The organism is Blattabacterium punctulatus (genome assembly GCF_003226695.1).
In the GTDB taxonomy this organism is placed as follows: domain Bacteria; phylum Bacteroidota; class Bacteroidia; order Flavobacteriales; family Blattabacteriaceae; genus Blattabacterium; species Blattabacterium punctulatus.
Genome location: NZ_CP029808.1, coordinates 199,729 through 219,089, shown reverse-complemented (window position 1 = coordinate 219,089; position 19,361 = coordinate 199,729). Strand labels below are relative to the sequence as shown.

Sequence of the window (19,361 nt, the reverse complement as noted above, 5' to 3'; positions counted from 1 at the left end):
TTTTTTTAATTTCAAAAAACAAAAATAAGGTTTTCATTCTAAAGAATTTAAATTTTTCAATATAAAATATTTTGAAAAAATTCATTTGGCCAATATATTTAATTTTTTTACAAAAAGTAGATTCTACTAATCAGTATATAAAAAGAATTACATTAAAATATATGAAAAATTGGACTATAGTTTGGGCTATAAATCAAATGAATGGAAAAGGTGTAGGGAAAAACCATTGGAATACAGAAAAAGGAAAAAATTTAACTTTTAGTATTTTTTTTAAATCAATAATTTTTCCTATTAATAAAGGATATATTATCAATTTTATTATAAGCAATGCTATTCATAAAACATTATTTATTTATAATAAAAATATATGGATTAAATGGCCTAATGATATCATTTTATTGAATAAAAAAATAGGAGGAATTTTAATTGAAAATAATGTTTTATATAAAAAAATATATGCAATTATTATTGGAATAGGATTGAATGTAAATCAAATAAAATTTGATGAAAAATTTCAAGCTTCTTCTTTAAAAAAAATTCTTAAAAAAAATTTTCAATTAGAAAAACTTTTTTATGAATTAATTTATTTCATTCAAAAAGAATGTTTTCTTTTTATGACTTATGGAGAAAAATTTATAAGAAATTATTACATAAATCACCTTTATATGAAAGATAAGATATCTTTTTTTGAGATTATTAATAATAATTATAAACATAAAAAATTTACTCAAGGAGTAATACGAAATATAACTAAAAAAGGAAATTTGATTATAGAATTTAAAAACGATAATAAATTATATTCTTTTTCTCAAAAAAAAATAAAACTCATCTTTTAATTAAGATTATTATTTCCTTTATACTTATAAAAGTATTCTTTTCTATTTTTTTCAATCATTTCTTTTATTTTACGATTCCAATAATTATGTTTTATTGGTTTTTTTTTATTTTCTTGAATTTTTTGATGAATTTTATTTTCATCTAACATAAATTTTTTAATAAAAAAAATCAAACCAATATTGATTACATTGGATGTAAAATAATAAAGAGAAAGACCAGAAGCATAACTATTTATGAAAAACAACATGATTATAGGCATTAAATATAACATAAAATGCATATCTGGAATATTATTTTTATTGGAATAATCATTTCTTCCATCACTACTTAATTTTGTATAAATTAAAAGAGCTAGTGAATACAATAAAGTAAGTAAACTTATATGATTTCCATAAAATGGAATAGAAAATGGTAACTCAAAAATGGAATCATATGAGGTAAGATCTTCTACCCAAAAAAAAGATTTTCCTCTAAGATTAATGAGAGTAGGAAAAAATTTGAATAATGAATAAAAAATAGGAATTTGAAATAAAGTAGAAATACAACCAGACATAGGATTTATTCCTGCTTTTCGATATAATTCCATTGTAGCCCTTTGTTTTTTTAATGGATCTGAATTTTTAAATTTATTATTTAATTCGTCTATTTCAGGACGAATTAATTTCATCATAGCACTTAATTTATATTGTTTATAAGTTATTGGTGATAGTATTAACTTTACAACAATAGTCATTAAAATAATAATAATTCCATAATTTAAATTTGTTTTTTCCAAAAATTGAAAAATGATTAAAAAAAAATATTTATTGATCCATTTTAAAAAACCCCAACCAAATGGAATAATGTTTTCAATATTTTTTTCATATTTTTTTAATAAAGAAAAATCTAATGGACCAAAATATAACTGAAAAGAAAGATTCAAATTCTCATTATTTTTTATTTTTAAAAAAGATCTTGATTGAATTTTTTTTAAAAAATTTCCAGAAGAAAAATTTTCAGAACGAATAAAAATATTTTTCAAAGGATTTTTTGAAAAAAAAATAGAAGTAAAAAATTGTTGTTTATTAGCAATCCAATTTAAATTATTTATATTTTTTTCTTCTGAATTTTTTTCTGATAAATAATCTATTTTGGATTTATAATTTTTATTATAAGAATAATAGACCTGAGTATAAGTATTTTCCCAATTTCTATCTTTTTCTAAAGAAAAAATTTTTTGTTCTAAATCAATATAAATAGTCTTATCGATTAAATAAGAAGAAAAGCCTACTGTACGAATAAAAAAATCAATATTATATTGATTTTTTTTCTTTATAGTATATATATATTCTATAAATCCTTTTCCATAAGGATTTTTAGCTCTCATTATAAGTACTCTATTATTACTTCCTTCTTTTTTTAAAAAAAAAGGATAAAAATACAGAGAACTAGTATTTATAATTTTATTATTATTTTTTAAATTTTCTTTTTTAAAAAAAATCATATTATATAAAAAACTAGAGTTTTTTATTAAATAAAGATTTTTATTATGTGATAAATGAATAGGATCATAAGCTTTATATTTTTTTAAAAAAACTTCGTTAATTGATCCTCCTAAACTAGAAATTTTAAGTTTTAAAACATCATTTTCTAAATTAAAATAATTATTTATTTTTTTTTTTGTTTTAGAAAATGATGTTTTTAAAAAAAAAGGATCCCTTTTAATAATTTTTTCTGAAGAATATTTTTTATCCTCAGATACATTAAAATATGTAAAAATTGTTAAAATAAACAATATAAGTAATAGTCCAATAGTGGATTGATAATCTAATTTTTTATCCTTCATAACTAAAAATAGTTCTATCCATGATAAACAAATGATTTATAATTTTTAGAAATTTGGACAAAATAATTAAATAAAGGATGAGGATTATAAACTGTACTTTTATATTCAGGATGAAACTGAACTCCTAAAAAAAAAATATGATTATCTAATTCTATGGCTTCTACCAATCCTGTATCAGGATTTATTCCTACAATTTTCATTCCAGCATTAGAAAAATATTCTAAATATTCATTATTAAATTCATACCTATGACGATGTCTTTCAATAATTTCTTTTTTTCCTCCATAAATAGAAAAAATTTTCGATCCTTTTATTAAAGAACATTTCCAATTTCCTAAACGCATAGTTCCCCCTTTTTTTGTAATATTTTTTTGTTCTTTCATTAAACTAATCACTGGATAAGAAGCATATGGATTAGTTTCATTACTTTCCGCATCTCGTATTTCTAATACATTTCTAGCAAATTCTATTACTGCTATTTGCATACCTAAACATATACCTAAAAAAGGTATTTTTTTTTCTCTTGCATATTTTGTTGCAAGTATTTTCCCCTCTATTCCTCTAATTCCAAATCCAGGAGCAATTAAAATTCCTGAGATTTCATTAAAATATTTTTTTATATTATTTTCTTTTATTTTTTCTGAATAAATCCATTTTATATTAACATAAATTTCATTTTCTGTTCCTGCATGAATTAATGCTTCAATGATTGATTTATAAGAATCATGTAGAGAAACATATTTTCCAACTAATGCGATTTTAATTTCATATTTAGGATTTTTATATTTTTTTAGAAATATTTTCCACTTATGCAAATTGGGGGATGTAAAAGTAGATAAATTTAAATGATCTAAAACAGATTTATCAAAATTTTGTAAATGTAATAAATATGGAATATCATATATAACTTTTGTATTAATAGATTCAATTACATGTTCTGGTTTTACATTACAAAATAATGCTAATTTATTTCGAATATTTTTAGATATGTGTTTTTCTGTTCTACATACTAGAATATCTGCTTGAATCCCATTTTCCATTAAATTACGAACAGAATGTTGTGTTGGCTTTGTTTTTATTTCTCCAGTAACTGATATATATGGTAATAAAGTTAAATGAATTACTAAACTATTTAATTCTCCTAATTCCCATTTTAATTGACGAACAGATTCAATATATGGAAGACATTCTATATCTCCAACGGTACCTCCTATTTCAGTAATAATAATATCATAATTATTGGATGATCCCAACATTTTAATACGTCTTTTAATTTCATTTGTAATATGAGGAATAACTTGTACAGTTTTTCCTAAATAATAGCCCTTTCGTTCATTATCAATAACCGTTTTATATATAAGACCAGAAGTCACATTATTATCTTTTGTAGTAGGCTGATCTAAAAATCGCTCATAATGACCTAAATCTAAATCCGTTTCAGCTCCATCTTGAGTTACGAAACATTCTCCATGTTCATAAGGGTTTAATGTACCTGGGTCTACATTAAAATAAGGATCTAATTTTTGAATTGTAATTTTATATCCTCTACTTTTCAATAACATTCCTAAGGAAGCCGAAATAATTCCTTTACCTAATGAAGAAGTTACACCACCAGTAACAAAAATATATTTAATAACCATGAAATAATTTTTTATTATTACTTGATAATCTGTTTATTAATTATTAAATAAAAATAAATTATATATTAAAAAATAAAGAATTTATAATTTTTTTTTATATTTGCCAAACTTGGAGCAAGCTCTATATAATCAGCTCCCTATAAATCCTCCAGGGTGGGAACACAGCAAAGGTAATTAAGGTTGTAGCGATATGATATAGCTTTGCTTGCTCCATATATTCTCTATCCTAAATATTTTTATGGAAAATTTTTTAAAATGTAACTTTTGTGGTAGAAAAAAAGATGAAATAACATTTTTAATATCAGGTATTAATGGCCATATTTGTAATTTTTGTATAGAAAAAACATATTCTATAATTCATAAAAAATTTTCTACGGAAAAAAAAGATTTTGAAGAAAAAATATATAATGTAAAAAATCAAAAAATACAAATAAAAAAACCTAAAGAAATAAAAGATTTTTTAGATAAATATATTATAGGACAAAATGAAGCCAAAAAAATTATTTCTGTTGCTGTATATAATCATTATAAACGTATACAATACGAAAAAAATAAAAATAAAGATGATATAGAAATAGAAAAATCCAATATTTTATTAATTGGAAATACAGGGACCGGAAAAACTTTACTTGCTAAAAGTATTTCTAAACTATTAAAAGTTCCTTTTACTATAGCAGATGCAACTACTTTAACGGAAGCAGGATATGTTGGAGAAGATGTAGAATCTATCTTAACAAGATTATTACAATCTGTAAATTATGATATAAATCATGCTGAAAAAGGAATTGTTTTTATAGATGAAATTGATAAAATTTCTAGAAAAAAAAATAATCCATCTATTACTAGAGATGTATCCGGTGAAGGTGTACAACAATCTTTGCTAAAGTTATTAGAAGGGACTATTATTAATGTTCCACCACAAGGAGGTCGTAAACATCCAGATCAAAAAATGATTCAAATTAATACCGAGAATATATTGTTTATTGCTGGAGGTACATTTGATGGAATAGAAAAAATTATATACGATAGAATTAATCAATTTTCTATTGGATTTATTATAAAAAAAAGAAAAAAAGAAAAAAAAAATTTTTTAAAAAATATCATTGCTAATGATCTTAGAAAATTCGGATTAATTCCAGAACTTATTGGTAGATTTCCTATTATTACCTATTTAGATCCATTAAATAAAATTACATTAAAAAAAATTTTAATTGAACCAAAAAATGCTTTAATAAAACAATATAAAAAATTATTTAATATGGATAAAATATCCATGAATATTACGGATGAGGCTTTGGATATTATTGTAGATAAAACCATTCAATTAGGATTAGGTGCTAGAGGATTACGTACCTTTTGTGAAAAAATATTTGTAGATTATATATTTGAAATGAAAGAATCTAACAAAATTTTAAATATAGACAAAAATATGGTTATTAAAAAATTATTTTACTCGTAATTCTTGAATTAAATACCATAATTTATTTTTTAATTGACTTATTCCTTCTTTGGTAAAAGAAGAAATAAAAATGATATTTTCTCCTAATTTTAGAAAAAAATTTTTTATATTTTTTTTTATTTCATTATCAATTAAATCTGATTTAGAAATAACTAATAAACGTTTTTTATTTAATAATTTTCGATTAAATTGTTTTAATTCATTCAATAATATGAAATATTCCATTTTATTATTTTTTTTTTCTGAAGAAATTAAAAATAATAGAACTAGATTACGTTCTATATGTCTTAGAAAAGTAAACCCTAATCCTTTACCTTGTGAAGCTTTTTCTATAATACCAGGAATATCGGCTACTAAAAAAGTATCATAATTCATTTTAACTATTCCTAAATTAGGTATTTTAGTTGTAAAAGGAAAATTTCCTATTTTTGGTTTTGCTTTTGTAATTATAGAAAGTAAAGTTGATTTTCCGGAATTTGGAAATCCAATTAAACCAACATCTGCTAAAATTTTTAATTCTAAAGATATCCAATTACCTGTAGTTTTTATCCCGGATTGTGCATAAAATGGGGATCGATATTTCGAATTTTTAAAAAAAACATTTCCTTTTCCTCCTTTTCCACCTTTAAATAAAATTTTTTTTTGATCATTTTTAATTATTTCTACTAAAATAGTATCATTAATATTTTTAATTATAGTTCCTATAGGTACTTCTATCAATAAATTTTTACCACTTTTTCCGGTAATATTATTTTTTTTTCCTGAATTTCCAGATCCAGCAATCCAATGTTTATTATATTTTAAATGAATAAAAGTATGAATATTAGAATTTCCTCGTATAATAATATTACCTCCTTGACCACCTGATCCTCCATCAGGAATCCCCTTTTTTATATATTTTTTTTTATGAAAATGAATACATCCTTTCCCTCCATCACCACTTTTACAATAAATTTTTATAAAATCTATAAAATTATTTTTCATAAAAAAAATTATTATTTAAATATTTAAATTTGAAATTTTTTTTTCTATAAAAAAAGAAATTTCATTTATAGAAGAAGAAGCATTGATTTTTATAAAATTATTTTTCCATTTTTTTTCATTCCAAATAAAAAAAGTTTCTTTATTATATTCTTCTATTCTTCTTTTAACTGTAATAATATCCGAATCATCATCACGATGACTAATCTTACCTCTTTTTAATAATCTATTGATTAATAATTTTTTCTTTATTTCAAAAGAAAAAATTATATTTATCCTACCTAAAAATAAAGATTTTAATATCTTTTCTAAAGAAAAAACCTGATTTTTTGTCCTAGGATATCCGTCGTAAATAATTCCTTTAGATTGAGTATGTTTTTTTATTTCTATATTCAACATATTTGTTGTAATCTGATCAGGAACTAATATTCCCTTATTAATATAATAATGAGAAAGTTTACCTAAACTTGTCTTATTTTTTATATGATGTCTAAATATCATTCCAGTAGATAAGTGAACTAATCTGAATTTTTTTTCTAAAATTTTTGCTTGAGTTCCCTTTCCACATCCTGGTGGGCCAAATAATATAATGTGTATCATAAAAAAATAATGATAAATAACATAAAAAATATATAGAAATTATGATAAAAGAGAATAAATAATTCCGATCAGTACTCTTGATACTAATAATAATTATAATTTATTTTTTATGAAAAAAATAATTACAAATGAATTGATTTTCCATAAGCATGAAAAATAGATTCAAGAATTGATTCACTTAATGAAGGATGTGGATGAATACTTCCCATTATTTCATAATTAGTTGCTTCTAATTTTCTAGCAACTACAACTTCAGAAATTAATTCCGAAACATTATTTCCAATCATATGACAACCTAACCATTCATCATATTTTTCGTCAAAAATAACTTTAACAAAACCTTCAATATTTTCATCACAAATTGATTTTCCAATAGAATGAAAAGGAAATTTTCCAACTTTAATTTTATATCCTTTTTCTTTAGCTTGTTTTTCAGTATAACCTACTGATGCAATTTCTGGAGAACAATAAACACATTTGGGAATATTTCCATAATCTATTTTTTGAGGATTTAATTCTTTGATATTTTCAATACATGAAATTGCTTCATTCGAAGCTACATGTGCTAATGAAGGACCTTCAATTACATCTCCAATAGCATAATAACCTTCTATATTTGTTCTATATTTTTTATCTACTACTATGAAACCATTTTTAGTTTGAATTCCAATTTCTTCCAATCCTATATTAATATTTGGAATAGTTCCAATTGCAGAAAGTACTATTTCTGCTTCCAGAGTAATATTTTTTTTAGAATTTTTAATATCAACTATAATTCCTTGATCAGTATAATTGATTTTTTTTATAAAAGATGAAACATAACTTTTAATTCCTATCTTATTAAAAATTGATTTTATTTGATCAGATATTTCTTCATCTCCACTTGGAAAAAGTTTAGGAAAAAGCTCTATAAGGATAACTTCTGTTCCCATAGAATGATAAAAATAAGAAAATTCCAATCCAATAGAACCGGAACCGATAATAATCATTTTTTTAGGTAATTTTGAAAGAGATAGTGCTTCTTTATATCCTATTATTCTTTTTTTATTTTGTTGAAATTTTTTTTCAATTTTTGGTTTTCCACCTGTAGCTATAATAATATGCGAAGCATAACATTCCTCAATTTTTTTTTTATCTCTAAAAATTTCAATTTTTTTTCCTTTTTTTAATTTTGCTTCACCATGAATAACATGTATTCCATTTTTTTTCATTAAAAATGAAACTCTTTTTCTCATTTTATCCACTATATTTCTACTTTTAAAAAGTATTTGAGAAAAGTCAACTTTTATTTGATTTATACCAAATAATTTTTTATTTTTTTTTATTTCTTGTAAAATTTTAGCACTATTTAAAATAGATTTTGTGGGTATACAACCCCAATTTAAACATACACCACCTAAAGAATCTTTTTCTATTACAGCTGTTTTCATTCCGAGTTGTGCAGATCGTATAGATGCAATATAACCACCTGGTCCACTACCTAAAACAATAACATCAAAATTCATAACTATAATTTTTGATAAATATAAATTTACAAATTTTTATTCTTAATTTTTTTATAAATTTGTTTTTATTTATTATTACTTAATAAGAAAAAAAATATATGAAATTTTTTATAGATACAGCTAATTTAGCTGAAATAAAAAAGGCAAAAAAATTAGGGGTATTAGATGGAGTAACTACAAATCCAACTTTAATATCAAAAGAATTTATCCCAAAAAAAAATATTAATAATCATTATATATCTATTTGTCAATTATTAGATGATGAAGAAGGAAATGTAAGTGCAGAATTAATAAGTACAAATTATATAGATATGATTCAAGAAGGCGAAAAACTTTCACTTTTACATCCAAAAATAGTAGTAAAAATCCCGATGATTAAAGATGGAATTAAAGCAATAAAATATTTATCAAAAAAAAATATTAAAACTAATTGTACTTTAGTATTTTCCTCTGGTCAAGCTATTTTAGCTGCAAAATCAGGATCTAATTATATTTCTCCATTTTTAGGAAGATTAGAAGATTTATCATATAATGGATTAAATTTAATAAAGGAAATTAAAAATATCTATGATAATTACCACTTTGATACAAAAATTTTAGCAGCATCAATACGTAATCCATTACAAATTATAGAATGTTCTAAAATAGGAATATATGCAGTAACATCTCCATTAAAAATAATTCTATCTTTATTTAACCATCCATTAACAGAAATAGGATTGAAAAAATTTTTAGAAGATTATGAAAATATTATTAATTAATTTTTATTTTATTATCTAATAAATATTGAATGGAAATAGATGTAGATTTTGGAAGTTTTTCATAAAATTTAGATAAATCTATTTGTTCCTTATTTTCAAAAATTTCTTCTAAATTATTTTTGTTGATAAAATTAAATTCTTCTAATTTTTTATCTAAATTTTCTTTAATTTTTTGACTAATTTTTTGACTAATTTTTTCTAGAATACAAATAGTTCCATAAATATTTTTTCCGGATTTTTTTTCTAATTCTTCACAATCTATTGTTTCTGTATTTATTGGAGCTTTAATTTCTTTAAAATTCATTATTTTAATAATTTTTCATAAAAAATTTTTAATTTTTTTATATTATTAGAATTTGGATATAATTTTACATATCTATAATATGCCTCAATAAAATTTGAAATTTTATTTTTTTGATTTTCCTTTTTATTAATAGAAAGTTTATATGTAATTAAACAAATTTTGTATAAAACATCTTCTTTAAAATTACTTTTTGGAAAATTATTTAAAAAATTTTGAAAATAAATTAAAGATGATTGATATTTTTTCATAAAAAAATATGTATTAGCAATATAATAATCTTTTTTTTCAAGTCTTTTTGATAATTTACTTAAAATTTCATTAATTTCTTCTAATTTTGAACTATTTGGATATGCTTTAATAAATTTATTTAAGATTTCAATTGCTTCTTTAGTTTTATTTTGATCTAAATCGAAATTTAAAGATTTAAAATAATAAGTTAATCCACGTTTAAATGATTCATTTTCCTCATAATTATTTTTTAAATACTTTTTTTTTGAAAAAAGATTCAATTTTCGTAAAATATTTTCTAATATATAAATTTCATTTTTTTTATTATAAAAATTAGGATTCCATTTTGATAAATGTTTTCCATCATAACATCCAGTTATTATAAATAATAAAAAAAAAATAATTTTTGTATAATTCATAATTATCTAATTTTTTTCCACATTTTTTTGATAAAAATTTTTAATATCATGATTAAATAAATATAAACCACCTTTATCTTCTCCAATTAATTCAATTTTATCCAATATTTTTTTTATTAAAACTTCTTCTTCTATTTGTTCTTCGACATACCATTGTAAAAAATTATATGTAAAAAAATCTTTTTCCTGTAATGATAACTCAACTAAAAAATTAATTTCTAAAGAAATTTTTTTTTCATGTTTAAATAATTTATGAAATAAATTCATCAAAGAATTATATGAAATTTTTTCAAAAATATAATATTCACTTTTATTAAAATTATCTACATATCCTCCTCTTTTATTAATATACTTTATTAACTTCAACATATGTTTTCTTTCTTCATCTGAATGATCATATAAAAAATTATATATTCCATCAAGACCACCATATTTATATTCAACCCAAGAAGCCATAGATAAATATAATTGAGAAGATTCTAATTCTCTATTTAATTGTTTTTTTAATTCTATTTGTATTTTTTTACTAAACATAAAAATTAAATAATTAATTTATTTATAGTTTTTTTAATAATAATTGCATTTTTTTTTTTAAATTAGGAGTTCCACTTAATAATGGTAATCTTACATATGAACTACATATACCTATAATCTCTAAAAAAGTTTTTATCCCAGTAGGATTTCCTTCTTCATAAATAAGATAAATCATATTAAAAATTTCATAAAAAATTGAAAATGCTTCTTTTACTTTATTATTTTTCGCTAAAGAAATCATTTTAGATATTTTATCTGGAAATCCTTGAGCTATCACAGATATAATTCCATTTCCTCCTCCTAGTATTAAAGGTAAAGAAATAAAATCATCTCCTGCTATCACACTAAAATTTTTTGGTTTTTCTTTTATAATTTTATAAGATTGTAAAATATTACCAGATGCTTCTTTTACTCCTATAATTCTATTAAAATCATTAGCTAAACGAATAATTGTTTCCGGAAAAACATTAGATCCTGTTCTCTTAGGAACATTATAAACGATTAAATTGGCATCTGTATTATTAACAATAGATTTAAAATGTTGATATATTCCTTCTTGAGATGGATTATTATAATAAGGAGAAATAGAAAGAATTGCCAAAAAATCTGATAAATTGATACTTTTTATTTTTTTGATAACATTTTCTGTATTATTACCTCCTATTCCTAATATTAAAGGTATTTTTTTATAATTGCAATTTTTAATACATTCAATTATATCTTTTTTTTCATTTTCTTCTAAAGTAGAAGTTTCTGCTGTAGTACCTAATATTATTAAATAATCCACTTTATCTTCTATATATTTTAAAAGATTTTCAAGTCCATTAAAATCAATTTTTCTATTTTTTTTAAAAGGAGTAACTAACGCTACACCTGTTCCATATAATTTTTTCATAAAATACATAATAATTAATTCACTAACATTATTATTAATATTTCAGTATTTTTTTCATTTTCATTTATAAACAGATGTAGACGTATAGAAAAAGAAAAAAGAATTAATCTCTTTTTATCCTTGGTCTAGCTACAGAAACAATAATATTTCTTCCCATAAATTCTGTTCCATTTAATTTTTCTATAGCTTGTTTTGCATTTTCTTCATTAGACATCTCTATAAATCCAAATCCTTTACTTCTTTTATTAGAAGTAGATTCGTCAAAAATAATTTTTGCGTTAATAACTTCTCCTATAGATTCAAAATATTCTTTTAATTCTTGTTCTGTCATATCATAAGATAAATTGCCAACGTATAATTTCGTATAATCCATATTATAAAAATAAATTGTTTTAAAAGCAAATTTAGAGAAATATTTTTTCTAAAAGAAAAATATTCTTCTTGAAGAAGTTTTTTAACTTCATATATAAAAAAAAAATTTATTTTCAGATATTCCAAATAATAATTTTTTAATAATTATCAAAGAATATATTGAATATAATGAATGAATTTTCTATTGTATCGTCTTTATTAGATAATGATTTTTATAAATTTACTATGCAAAATGCTATAATTAAATTATTTCCTTTAGTAAAAACTAAATATGAATTTATAAATCGTGGAAAACATTCTTTCCCCAAAAATTTTGCTAATCTTTTAAAAGAAAATCTTGATAAAATGTCTGATCTAAAATTATCAAATGAAGAAAGGATTTTTTTAGAAAAAAATTGTCCTTATTTAGATTCTACTTATCTTGATTTTTTAAATAAATATCAATATAATCCAAAAGAAGTTAATATATCTCAAAAAGGAAAAAATATACAAATGCATATAGAAGGATTATGGCATAGAACTATTTTATGGGAAGTGCCTTTAATGGCAATAATATCTGAATTATATTATCAATTAACAGATGCAAAACGAATTTCAGATAAAAAAATTCTTCTTTTAACGAAAAAAAAATTAAATAAATATAAAAAATTAAATATAAAAATTGGAGAATACGGAACTAGAAGAAGATTTTCATATCAAATACATAAATTAGTTTTAAAATTCGTAAAAAAAGAAGCTCCATCTTTTTTTATAGGTAGTAGTAACGTACATTTATCCCATATTTTATCAATAAAACCTATTGGTACTCATGGACATGAATGGGTAATGTTTCATGCAGCTAAATATGGATTTAATATGGCAGATAAAATTGCTATGAAAAATTGGTTAAATATATATGGAAAAAATTTAGGTATAGCTTTATCTGATACATATACTACTCCTATTTTTTTTAAAAATTTTGATCAAAACTTAGCCAATATTTTTGAAGGTATTAGACATGATAGTGGAGATCCAATTTTTTTTACTGAGGAAACTATAAAACATTATAAAAAATTAAAAATAAATCCATTACAAAAAAAAATTATTTTTTCCGATAATCTTAATCCGTATAAAATAGCTTATATTTCCTCTTTTTGTAAAAATAAGATTACTCCATTTTTTTGTATAGGAACGAATTTTACCAATGATGTTGGGCCTCCATCAATGAATATAGTTATTAAAATGGTAAAAGCTATTCCAAAAAAAAAATGGATATCTGTTATTAAACTTTCTAATGTAAAAGAAAAATCTACAGGAGATAAAAAAATGATTCTTTACGCTAAAAGAATACTTCAAATTCCATAAATTTTATTAATTAATTTAATTTTACATTATATATGACATAATGACATTTTTTTTATCTTTAAATTTAAAGAAATTAATTAATAATGAATGGAAAAAAAAATTAGTGTTTTAAAAAAAAATTTTTTTTATATAGAAAGTTATGGATGTCAAATGAATATTTCTGATAATGAAATAGTTATTTCTATATTATTAAATAATGGATTTTTTTTAACAGAAAATTTGAAAATAGCAAATATAATTTTATTAAATTCTTGTTCTATAAGAACTAAAGTAGAATTATCTATAAAAAATAGATTACAAAAATTAAAGTATTTAAAAAAAGAAAAACCTATATTATTCGGTATTTTGGGTTGTTTATCAAATTCAATGAAAAAAAAATTTTTAGATAATAATTTGATCAATTTTATAATTGGACCAGATTTATATAAAAAAATACCTAGTATAATTCGTTTATCTATGAAAGGAGAAAAAATTTCTCATATTTTTTCATCTAAAAAAGAAACTTATGACGATATAAAGCCATTTAGAAAAAAAAATAAAATAACCGCATTTTTGAGTATAACAAGAGGATGTGATAACATGTGTACTTTTTGTATAGTACCCTTTACAAGAGGAAGAGAAACTAGTCGTGATCCATATTCTATAATTAAAGAATGTGAAACTTTATATAAAAAAGGATTTAAAGAAGTAACACTTTTAGGTCAAAATGTAGATTCTTATTTATGGTTTGGGAGTGATGGATTAAAAAAAAGAATTTATAAAAAAATATACACTGAAAATAAAAAAATCATAGATTTTTCTAATCTTTTAGATTTATTAGCTATCGAAATACCTTTTATGAGAATTCGTTTTTCTACTTCTAATCCACATGATATGTCTAATAAAGTAATAGAAGTAATATCAAAACATTCCAATATATGTAAACATATTCATTTACCAGTTCAATCTGGTAGCGATAAAATATTAAAATTAATGAATAGAAAATATACTCGTAAACAATATTTGTATTTAATCAAAAAAATTAAATCTATAATTCCAGAATGTTCTATATCTCATGATATTATGACTGGATTTTGTAATGAAGATGAAAAAGATCATCAAGAAACAATTAGTTTAATGAATGAAATAAAATATAATTATGGTTATATGTTTGCATATTCTCCTAGACCGGGAACTTATTCTTATAATAAATTAGAAGATAATGTTCCAGAATTTATAAAAAAAAAACGATTACAAGAAATTATTAACCTTCAAAGAGATCATTCTATTTTTCAAATGAAAAAATATATAGGAAAAATTCAAGAAGTTTTAATAGAAGGAGAATCTAAAAAAAATAATCAATATTGGTATGGAAAAAATACCCAAAATATTGTAATAGTTTTTCCAAAAAAAACTTATAAAATAGGAGAAACTGTTTTTATAAAAATAATGGATTATACATCTGCAACATTAATGGGAATAGGAATAAAAAAAAAATAAATAAGTAAAATCCATATATGGAATCTATCCATAACATAAAAAAAAAATTTTCCATTATTGGGAACGATTATGCTTTACATAGAGCTTTAGAAAAAACTATTCAGGTTGCACCAACAGATATTTCTGTTCTAGTTCTTGGAGAAAGTGGAGTGGGAAAAGAATTTATTCCTAAAATAATTCATCAATTTTCCTATAGAAAACATCATTCTTATATTGCTGTAAATTGTGGTGCAATTCCAGAAGGAACTATTGATAGTGAATTATTTGGACATGAAAAAGGATCTTTTACAGGAGCTACAAGTATGCGAAAAGGATATTTTGAAGGGGCAAATGGAGGAACTATATTTTTGGATGAAGTTGGTGAATTACCTTTAACTACACAAGTTCGTTTACTTCGAATTTTAGAAACAGGTGAATTTATAAAAGTTGGTTCTTCTCAAATACAAAAAACTAATATACGAATTGTAGCTGCAACTAATTTAAATATTTTAGAATCTATTCAAAAAGGAAAATTTAGAGAAGATTTATATTATCGTCTTAATACAGTTCAAATAAATCTTCCTCCTTTACGTTTTCGTAAAAATGATATTAAATTGTTATTTAAAAAATTTTCTAATGATTTTTCAGATAAATATCATATTCCTTCAATGAAATTAACTGAAGATGCTATAATATATTTAGAAAAATATCCTTGGCCTGGAAATATAAGACAATTAAAAAATCTTATAGAACAAATGTCAGTAATAGAAAAAAAACGTGAAATCTCATCAGAAAAATTAAAAGAATATATTCCAGAAAATATTCCTTCGTTATCATTTTCTCATTCAACAAATAATGAGTATTTTTTTAAAAATTTTTCTAACGAAAGAGATTTTATATATAAAATTTTATTTGATATGAAAAAAAGTTTAAATCATCTCAAAAATTTAACATTACAATTAATAAAAAGCAACAATGATAATAAATTTATAAAAAAAAATCAAGAACTTATGGAAAAAGTATTTGGAAAAATAATTAAACCTTCCAATAATTCTATTAAATCTATAGTAAAAGATTCAATATTTCAATTAGAAAATTCTTCAAAATCTTTATCAAGATATGATTTTGATTATGAAGAAATAGAAGAAGATTTTTCAAAAAAAGAATATAATTCTTTTTCATTACAAAAAAAAGAAATTGAATTTATTCAAAAAGCTTTAAAAAAAAATAATGGAAAAAGAAAAAAAACTGCAATAGAATTAGGTATTTCAGAAAGAACATTATATAGAAAAATTAAACAATATGGTTTATAAAAATATTTTTATTATATTTCTTTTTTACGTTTTTTTAAATAATAGTCATTGTCATTATGCACCTTTTTTATTGGATAAAAAAACAATAGAAATTGGGAATTTCTCAGATAATAATATAAATATTTCAGGAAAATCTATTTCTTTTGAATTTAAAAAAAAATTTGAAAATTTTATTTTAAAACATACTCCTTGGAATTTTGTAAAAAAAGGTGGGAATATTCATTTATCTGGAGATTTTATAGACTATAAAATAATTAAAAAAAGAAATCCAAAATTAAAATTGATTAAAATGACAGTAAAAATTTACTGTAAAGATAATTTAAATCCAGAAAAAAATTGGGAAAAATATTTTGATATTGTAGAATCTTTTTCTCAACAAGATAATTTCCCATTAGAAAATTATCTTATAACAGAAAAAATTATTAATAATTTAGTTTCTCAACTATACAATAAAATATTTAATAATTGGTAATTAATTATGTATGTATTCAATTATATTTATAGGAATATTCATTATTTTAATATGTTTTCTTCTTATTATAATAATTTTAATACAAAATCCTAAAAAAGGAATTTTTTATCAATCTTTCATGGATAAAAATTTTAGACTTTTTGGAATTAAAAGAACAAATAATCTTTTAGAAAAAATAACTTGGATATTATCTATTTTTATATTTTTTTTGATTTTATTTTTTAATTATTTATTAAAACATAATTTATAAAAAATATGTCATTATGGCATATAATATTAGTTAAATACAAAAAATTTAAATATTTTTTATTTGGCATGTTTTTGGCTTTGAACGGGAATAGTATCATTAACTTTAAAAATTATTTTAAATATGATGGAAGTAAAGATTAAACCTTTAGCAGATCGAGTACTAGTAAAACCTGATCCTGCTGAAACAAAAACAGCATCAGGTATAATAATTCCTGATACTGCAAAGGAAAAACCACAAAAAGGAACCGTGATATCTATTGGAAATGGGAAAAAAAATGAACCTATGATTCTAAAAAAAGGAGATAGAATTTTATATGGAAAATATTCTGGAACTGAATTAAAATGGGAAGGAGAAGAATATCTTATTATGCGGGAATCTGATGTAATAGCAGTTATATAATAATTAATTATTGAAATAATAAATAATTATGAATAATCCATAACTTGTAATTTAAAAAATATAAAAATTATGGCAAAAGATATTAAATTTGATATTGAAGCAAGAGATAAATTAAAAAAAGGAGTAGATGCATTGGCTAATGCTGTTAAAGTAACTTTAGGACCAAAAGGACGTAATGTAGTATTACAAAAATCTTTTGGAGGTCCTCAAGTAACTAAAGATGGAGTTACTGTAGCTAAAGAAATAGAACTAGAAGATTCAATAGAAAATCTAGGAGCTCAAATGGTTAAAGAAGTAGCTTCAAAGACTAATGATGTAGCTGGAGATGGGACAACAACTGCAACTGTATTAGCACAAGCTATCGTTAGAGAAGGGTTAAAAAATGTAGCAGCGGGAGCAAATCCAATGGATTTAAAAAGAGGAATAGATAAAGCATTAGAAGTCGTAATTTTAGATTTAAGAAAACAATCTAGAGAAGTTGGAGGAAATACCGATAAAATAAAACAAGTAGCTTCTATATCTGCAAATAATGATGAAAAAACTGGCGCATTAATAGCAGATGCTTTTGAAAAAGTTGGAAAAGAAGGAGTAATTACTGTAGAAGAAGCAAAAGGAACAGATACATCAGTAGATGTAGTAGAAGGTATGCAATTTGATAGAGGTTATCAATCCCCTTATTTTGTAACAAATACTGAAAAAATGATAACAGAATTTGATCAACCCCAAATTCTACTATCTGATAAAAAAATTGCTGCAATGAAGGATTTGTTACCTATATTAGAACCTGTAGCTCAATCAGGAAAGCCTTTACTTATTATTTCTGAAGAAGTAGAAGGTGAAGCATTAGCTACTTTAGTAGTAAATAAAATTCGAGGAACATTAAAAGTAGCAGCTATAAAAGCTCCGGGATTTGGAGATAGAAGAAAAGCTATGTTAGAAGATATTGCTATTCTTACAGGTGGTACTGTAATTTCAGAGGAAACTGGAAGTAAATTAGAAGATGTTAAATTAAAAATGCTTGGAAAAGCAGAAAGAGTTATTATTGATAAAGATAATACTACCATTATTAATGGTGGAGGTAGTAAAAAAGATATAAGAGCACGTGTAGATCAAATAAAAGCTCAAATAGAATCTACTACATCTGATTATGATAAAGAAAAATTACAAGAACGTCTTGCTAAATTAGCTGGTGGAGTTGCTGTCCTTTATGTAGGAGCTGCATCTGAGGTAGAAATGAAAGAAAAAAAAGATCGTGTAGATGATGCTTTAAATGCTACTCGTGCTGCAGTTGAAGAAGGTATTGTAGCTGGTGGTGGTGTTGCATTAGTTCGAGCAATAAAATCATTAGAAAACGTTATAGGGGATAATTCTGATCAAGATACCGGAATACAAATAGTAAGAAGATCATTAGAAGAACCTTTACGTCAAATTGTAGCTAATGCAGGTGGAGAAGGGTCTGTAGTAGTTGCTAAAGTAGCTGAGGGAAAAGGTGATTTTGGTTATGATGCAAAAATTGGAGAATATAAAAATATGATAGTTGAAGGAATTATAGATCCTACTAAAGTAGCGAGAGTTGCATTAGAAAATGCAGCATCAGTTTCTGGAATGTTATTAACTACTGAATGTGTTGTTACAGAAATAAAAAAAGATGAACCAAATTCTCCACCAATGCCTGGAGCTGGTGGTGGTGGTATGGGTGGAATGATGTAAATGTGGAATAATTTTACATAAAAATAAGAAAAGATAATAAAAAAAAATAGTGTCA

At 22.3% G+C, this 19,361-nt stretch carries 20 protein-coding genes; 10 read left to right on the top strand and 10 right to left on the bottom strand.

Annotation, left to right across the window (positions count from 1 at the left end):
* The first annotated feature begins 71 nt into the window (after positions 1–71).
* The gene (locus DM780_RS01070) at positions 72–836 is read left to right on the top strand and encodes a biotin--[acetyl-CoA-carboxylase] ligase (protein ID WP_110548639.1); all 765 of its coding nucleotides are present in this window, start codon (positions 72–74) and stop codon (positions 834–836) included.
* On the opposite strand, the gene yidC is transcribed toward DM780_RS01070, so the two are convergent.
* Positions 833–2,662 carry a membrane protein insertase YidC gene (gene yidC, locus DM780_RS01065; RefSeq protein WP_110548638.1) on the bottom strand — a complete coding sequence of 610 codons (1,830 nt, stop codon included), beginning with the start codon at positions 2,660–2,662 and terminating at the stop codon, positions 833–835. The genes DM780_RS01070 and yidC overlap by 4 nt on opposite strands.
* 14 nt (positions 2,663–2,676) lie before the next feature.
* Positions 2,677–4,302 carry a CTP synthase gene (locus DM780_RS01060; RefSeq protein ID WP_110548637.1) on the bottom strand — a complete coding sequence of 542 codons (1,626 nt, stop codon included), beginning with the start codon at positions 4,300–4,302 and terminating at the stop codon, positions 2,677–2,679.
* 238 nt (positions 4,303–4,540) lie between these two features.
* Between DM780_RS01060 and clpX the strand changes: the two genes are divergently transcribed.
* Positions 4,541–5,761, top strand: a complete 1,221-nt coding sequence (gene clpX, locus DM780_RS01055) for an ATP-dependent Clp protease ATP-binding subunit ClpX (protein ID WP_110548636.1) — start codon at positions 4,541–4,543, stop codon at positions 5,759–5,761.
* Here the strand turns inward: clpX and obgE are convergent.
* The 3 genes from obgE to lpdA form a co-directional block, all read right to left on the bottom strand.
* Positions 5,747–6,745, bottom strand: coding sequence for a GTPase ObgE (gene obgE, locus DM780_RS01050; protein ID WP_110548635.1), 999 nt, complete (start codon positions 6,743–6,745; stop codon positions 5,747–5,749). The genes clpX and obgE overlap by 15 nt on opposite strands.
* A 15-nt stretch (positions 6,746–6,760) precedes the next feature.
* The gene (locus tag DM780_RS01045) at positions 6,761–7,342 is read right to left on the bottom strand and encodes an adenylate kinase family protein (protein ID WP_110548634.1); all 582 of its coding nucleotides are present in this window, start codon (positions 7,340–7,342) and stop codon (positions 6,761–6,763) included.
* A 122-nt stretch (positions 7,343–7,464) separates the two neighbouring features.
* Positions 7,465–8,847 carry a dihydrolipoyl dehydrogenase gene (lpdA, locus tag DM780_RS01040; protein ID WP_110548633.1) on the bottom strand — a complete coding sequence of 461 codons (1,383 nt, stop codon included), beginning with the start codon at positions 8,845–8,847 and terminating at the stop codon, positions 7,465–7,467.
* Between the two features lie 98 nt (positions 8,848–8,945).
* On the opposite strand from lpdA, the gene fsa reads away from it, so the two are divergent.
* The gene (gene fsa, locus DM780_RS01035; protein WP_110548632.1) at positions 8,946–9,608 is read left to right on the top strand and encodes a fructose-6-phosphate aldolase; all 663 of its coding nucleotides are present in this window, start codon (positions 8,946–8,948) and stop codon (positions 9,606–9,608) included.
* On the opposite strand, the gene DM780_RS01030 is transcribed toward fsa, so the two are convergent.
* The 5 genes from DM780_RS01030 to DM780_RS01010 all read right to left on the bottom strand — a co-directional run bounded on the left by DM780_RS01030 (position 9,601) and on the right by DM780_RS01010 (position 12,361).
* Complete coding sequence (locus DM780_RS01030) at positions 9,601–9,912, bottom strand: hypothetical protein (RefSeq protein ID WP_110548631.1); 312 nt, start codon at positions 9,910–9,912, stop codon at positions 9,601–9,603. The genes fsa and DM780_RS01030 overlap by 8 nt on opposite strands.
* Positions 9,912–10,559: an outer membrane protein assembly factor BamD gene (bamD, locus tag DM780_RS01025; RefSeq protein WP_110548630.1), complete on the bottom strand. Its 648-nt coding sequence runs from the start codon at positions 10,557–10,559 to the stop codon at positions 9,912–9,914. The genes DM780_RS01030 and bamD overlap by 1 nt, the downstream gene beginning before the upstream one ends.
* A 6-nt stretch (positions 10,560–10,565) precedes the next feature.
* Positions 10,566–11,093, bottom strand: coding sequence for a ferritin (locus tag DM780_RS01020; protein ID WP_110548629.1), 528 nt, complete (start codon positions 11,091–11,093; stop codon positions 10,566–10,568).
* A gap of 22 nt (positions 11,094–11,115) precedes the next feature.
* Positions 11,116–11,988: a 4-hydroxy-tetrahydrodipicolinate synthase gene (gene dapA / locus DM780_RS01015; protein ID WP_110548948.1), complete on the bottom strand. Its 873-nt coding sequence runs from the start codon at positions 11,986–11,988 to the stop codon at positions 11,116–11,118.
* Between the two features lie 103 nt (positions 11,989–12,091).
* Entirely contained in the window at positions 12,092–12,361 is a 270-nt protein-coding gene (locus DM780_RS01010; RefSeq protein WP_014246142.1) for an RNA recognition motif domain-containing protein, read from the bottom strand.
* A 167-nt stretch (positions 12,362–12,528) separates the two neighbouring features.
* Here DM780_RS01010 and pncB point away from each other — a divergent pair, with 167 nt between their 5' ends.
* From pncB to groL, 7 genes are all read left to right on the top strand, one after another.
* Positions 12,529–13,704 (top strand): nicotinate phosphoribosyltransferase, encoded by a 1,176-nt coding sequence (gene pncB, locus DM780_RS01005; protein ID WP_110548628.1) that lies wholly within the window; start codon positions 12,529–12,531, stop codon positions 13,702–13,704.
* Between the two features lie 87 nt (positions 13,705–13,791).
* Positions 13,792–15,183 carry a tRNA (N6-isopentenyl adenosine(37)-C2)-methylthiotransferase MiaB gene (gene miaB / locus DM780_RS01000; protein WP_110548627.1) on the top strand — a complete coding sequence of 464 codons (1,392 nt, stop codon included), beginning with the start codon at positions 13,792–13,794 and terminating at the stop codon, positions 15,181–15,183.
* A gap of 17 nt (positions 15,184–15,200) precedes the next feature.
* On the top strand, positions 15,201–16,475 hold the full coding sequence (locus tag DM780_RS00995; protein WP_110548626.1) for a sigma 54-interacting transcriptional regulator: 1,275 nt from the start codon (positions 15,201–15,203) through the stop codon (positions 16,473–16,475).
* Positions 16,465–16,947, top strand: a complete 483-nt coding sequence (locus DM780_RS00990) for a hypothetical protein (protein ID WP_110548625.1) — start codon at positions 16,465–16,467, stop codon at positions 16,945–16,947. Before DM780_RS00995 ends, DM780_RS00990 begins: the two co-directional genes overlap by 11 nt.
* 10 nt (positions 16,948–16,957) lie before the next feature.
* On the top strand, positions 16,958–17,197 hold the full coding sequence (gene secG / locus DM780_RS00985) for a preprotein translocase subunit SecG (protein ID WP_110548624.1): 240 nt from the start codon (positions 16,958–16,960) through the stop codon (positions 17,195–17,197).
* Positions 17,198–17,317: 120 nt separating this feature from the next.
* Complete coding sequence (locus tag DM780_RS00980) at positions 17,318–17,596, top strand: co-chaperone GroES (RefSeq protein WP_014246136.1); 279 nt, start codon at positions 17,318–17,320, stop codon at positions 17,594–17,596.
* Between the two features lie 69 nt (positions 17,597–17,665).
* Entirely contained in the window at positions 17,666–19,306 is a 1,641-nt protein-coding gene (gene groL, locus DM780_RS00975) for a chaperonin GroEL (protein WP_110548623.1), read from the top strand.
* The last annotated feature ends 55 nt before the right edge of the window (positions 19,307–19,361 follow it).

Excerpts from the sequence above, each read along its gene's own strand:
- DM780_RS00990 (WP_110548625.1), top strand. The coding sequence starts at position 16,465 with ATGGTTTATAAAAATATTTTTATTATATTTCTTTTTTACGTTTTTTTA.
- DM780_RS00995 (WP_110548626.1), top strand. The coding sequence starts at position 15,201 with ATGGAATCTATCCATAACATAAAAAAAAAATTTTCCATTATTGGGAAC.
- DM780_RS00980 (WP_014246136.1), top strand. The coding sequence starts at position 17,318 with ATGATGGAAGTAAAGATTAAACCTTTAGCAGATCGAGTACTAGTAAAA.
- miaB (WP_110548627.1), top strand. The coding sequence starts at position 13,792 with ATGGAAAAAAAAATTAGTGTTTTAAAAAAAAATTTTTTTTATATAGAA.
- pncB (WP_110548628.1), top strand. The coding sequence starts at position 12,529 with ATGAATGAATTTTCTATTGTATCGTCTTTATTAGATAATGATTTTTAT.
- obgE (WP_110548635.1), bottom strand. The coding sequence starts at position 6,745 with ATGAAAAATAATTTTATAGATTTTATAAAAATTTATTGTAAAAGTGGT.
- DM780_RS01020 (WP_110548629.1), bottom strand. The coding sequence starts at position 11,093 with ATGTTTAGTAAAAAAATACAAATAGAATTAAAAAAACAATTAAATAGA.
- DM780_RS01030 (WP_110548631.1), bottom strand. The coding sequence starts at position 9,912 with ATGAATTTTAAAGAAATTAAAGCTCCAATAAATACAGAAACAATAGAT.
- DM780_RS01010 (WP_014246142.1), bottom strand. The coding sequence starts at position 12,361 with ATGGATTATACGAAATTATACGTTGGCAATTTATCTTATGATATGACA.
- yidC (WP_110548638.1), bottom strand. The coding sequence starts at position 2,662 with ATGAAGGATAAAAAATTAGATTATCAATCCACTATTGGACTATTACTT.
- fsa (WP_110548632.1), top strand. The coding sequence starts at position 8,946 with ATGAAATTTTTTATAGATACAGCTAATTTAGCTGAAATAAAAAAGGCA.
- DM780_RS01060 (WP_110548637.1), bottom strand. The coding sequence starts at position 4,302 with ATGGTTATTAAATATATTTTTGTTACTGGTGGTGTAACTTCTTCATTA.
- lpdA (WP_110548633.1), bottom strand. The coding sequence starts at position 8,847 with ATGAATTTTGATGTTATTGTTTTAGGTAGTGGACCAGGTGGTTATATT.
- bamD (WP_110548630.1), bottom strand. The coding sequence starts at position 10,559 with ATGAATTATACAAAAATTATTTTTTTTTTATTATTTATAATAACTGGA.
- secG (WP_110548624.1), top strand. The coding sequence starts at position 16,958 with ATGTATTCAATTATATTTATAGGAATATTCATTATTTTAATATGTTTT.
- dapA (WP_110548948.1), bottom strand. The coding sequence starts at position 11,988 with ATGAAAAAATTATATGGAACAGGTGTAGCGTTAGTTACTCCTTTTAAA.
- clpX (WP_110548636.1), top strand. The coding sequence starts at position 4,541 with ATGGAAAATTTTTTAAAATGTAACTTTTGTGGTAGAAAAAAAGATGAA.
- groL (WP_110548623.1), top strand. The coding sequence starts at position 17,666 with ATGGCAAAAGATATTAAATTTGATATTGAAGCAAGAGATAAATTAAAA.
- DM780_RS01045 (WP_110548634.1), bottom strand. The coding sequence starts at position 7,342 with ATGATACACATTATATTATTTGGCCCACCAGGATGTGGAAAGGGAACT.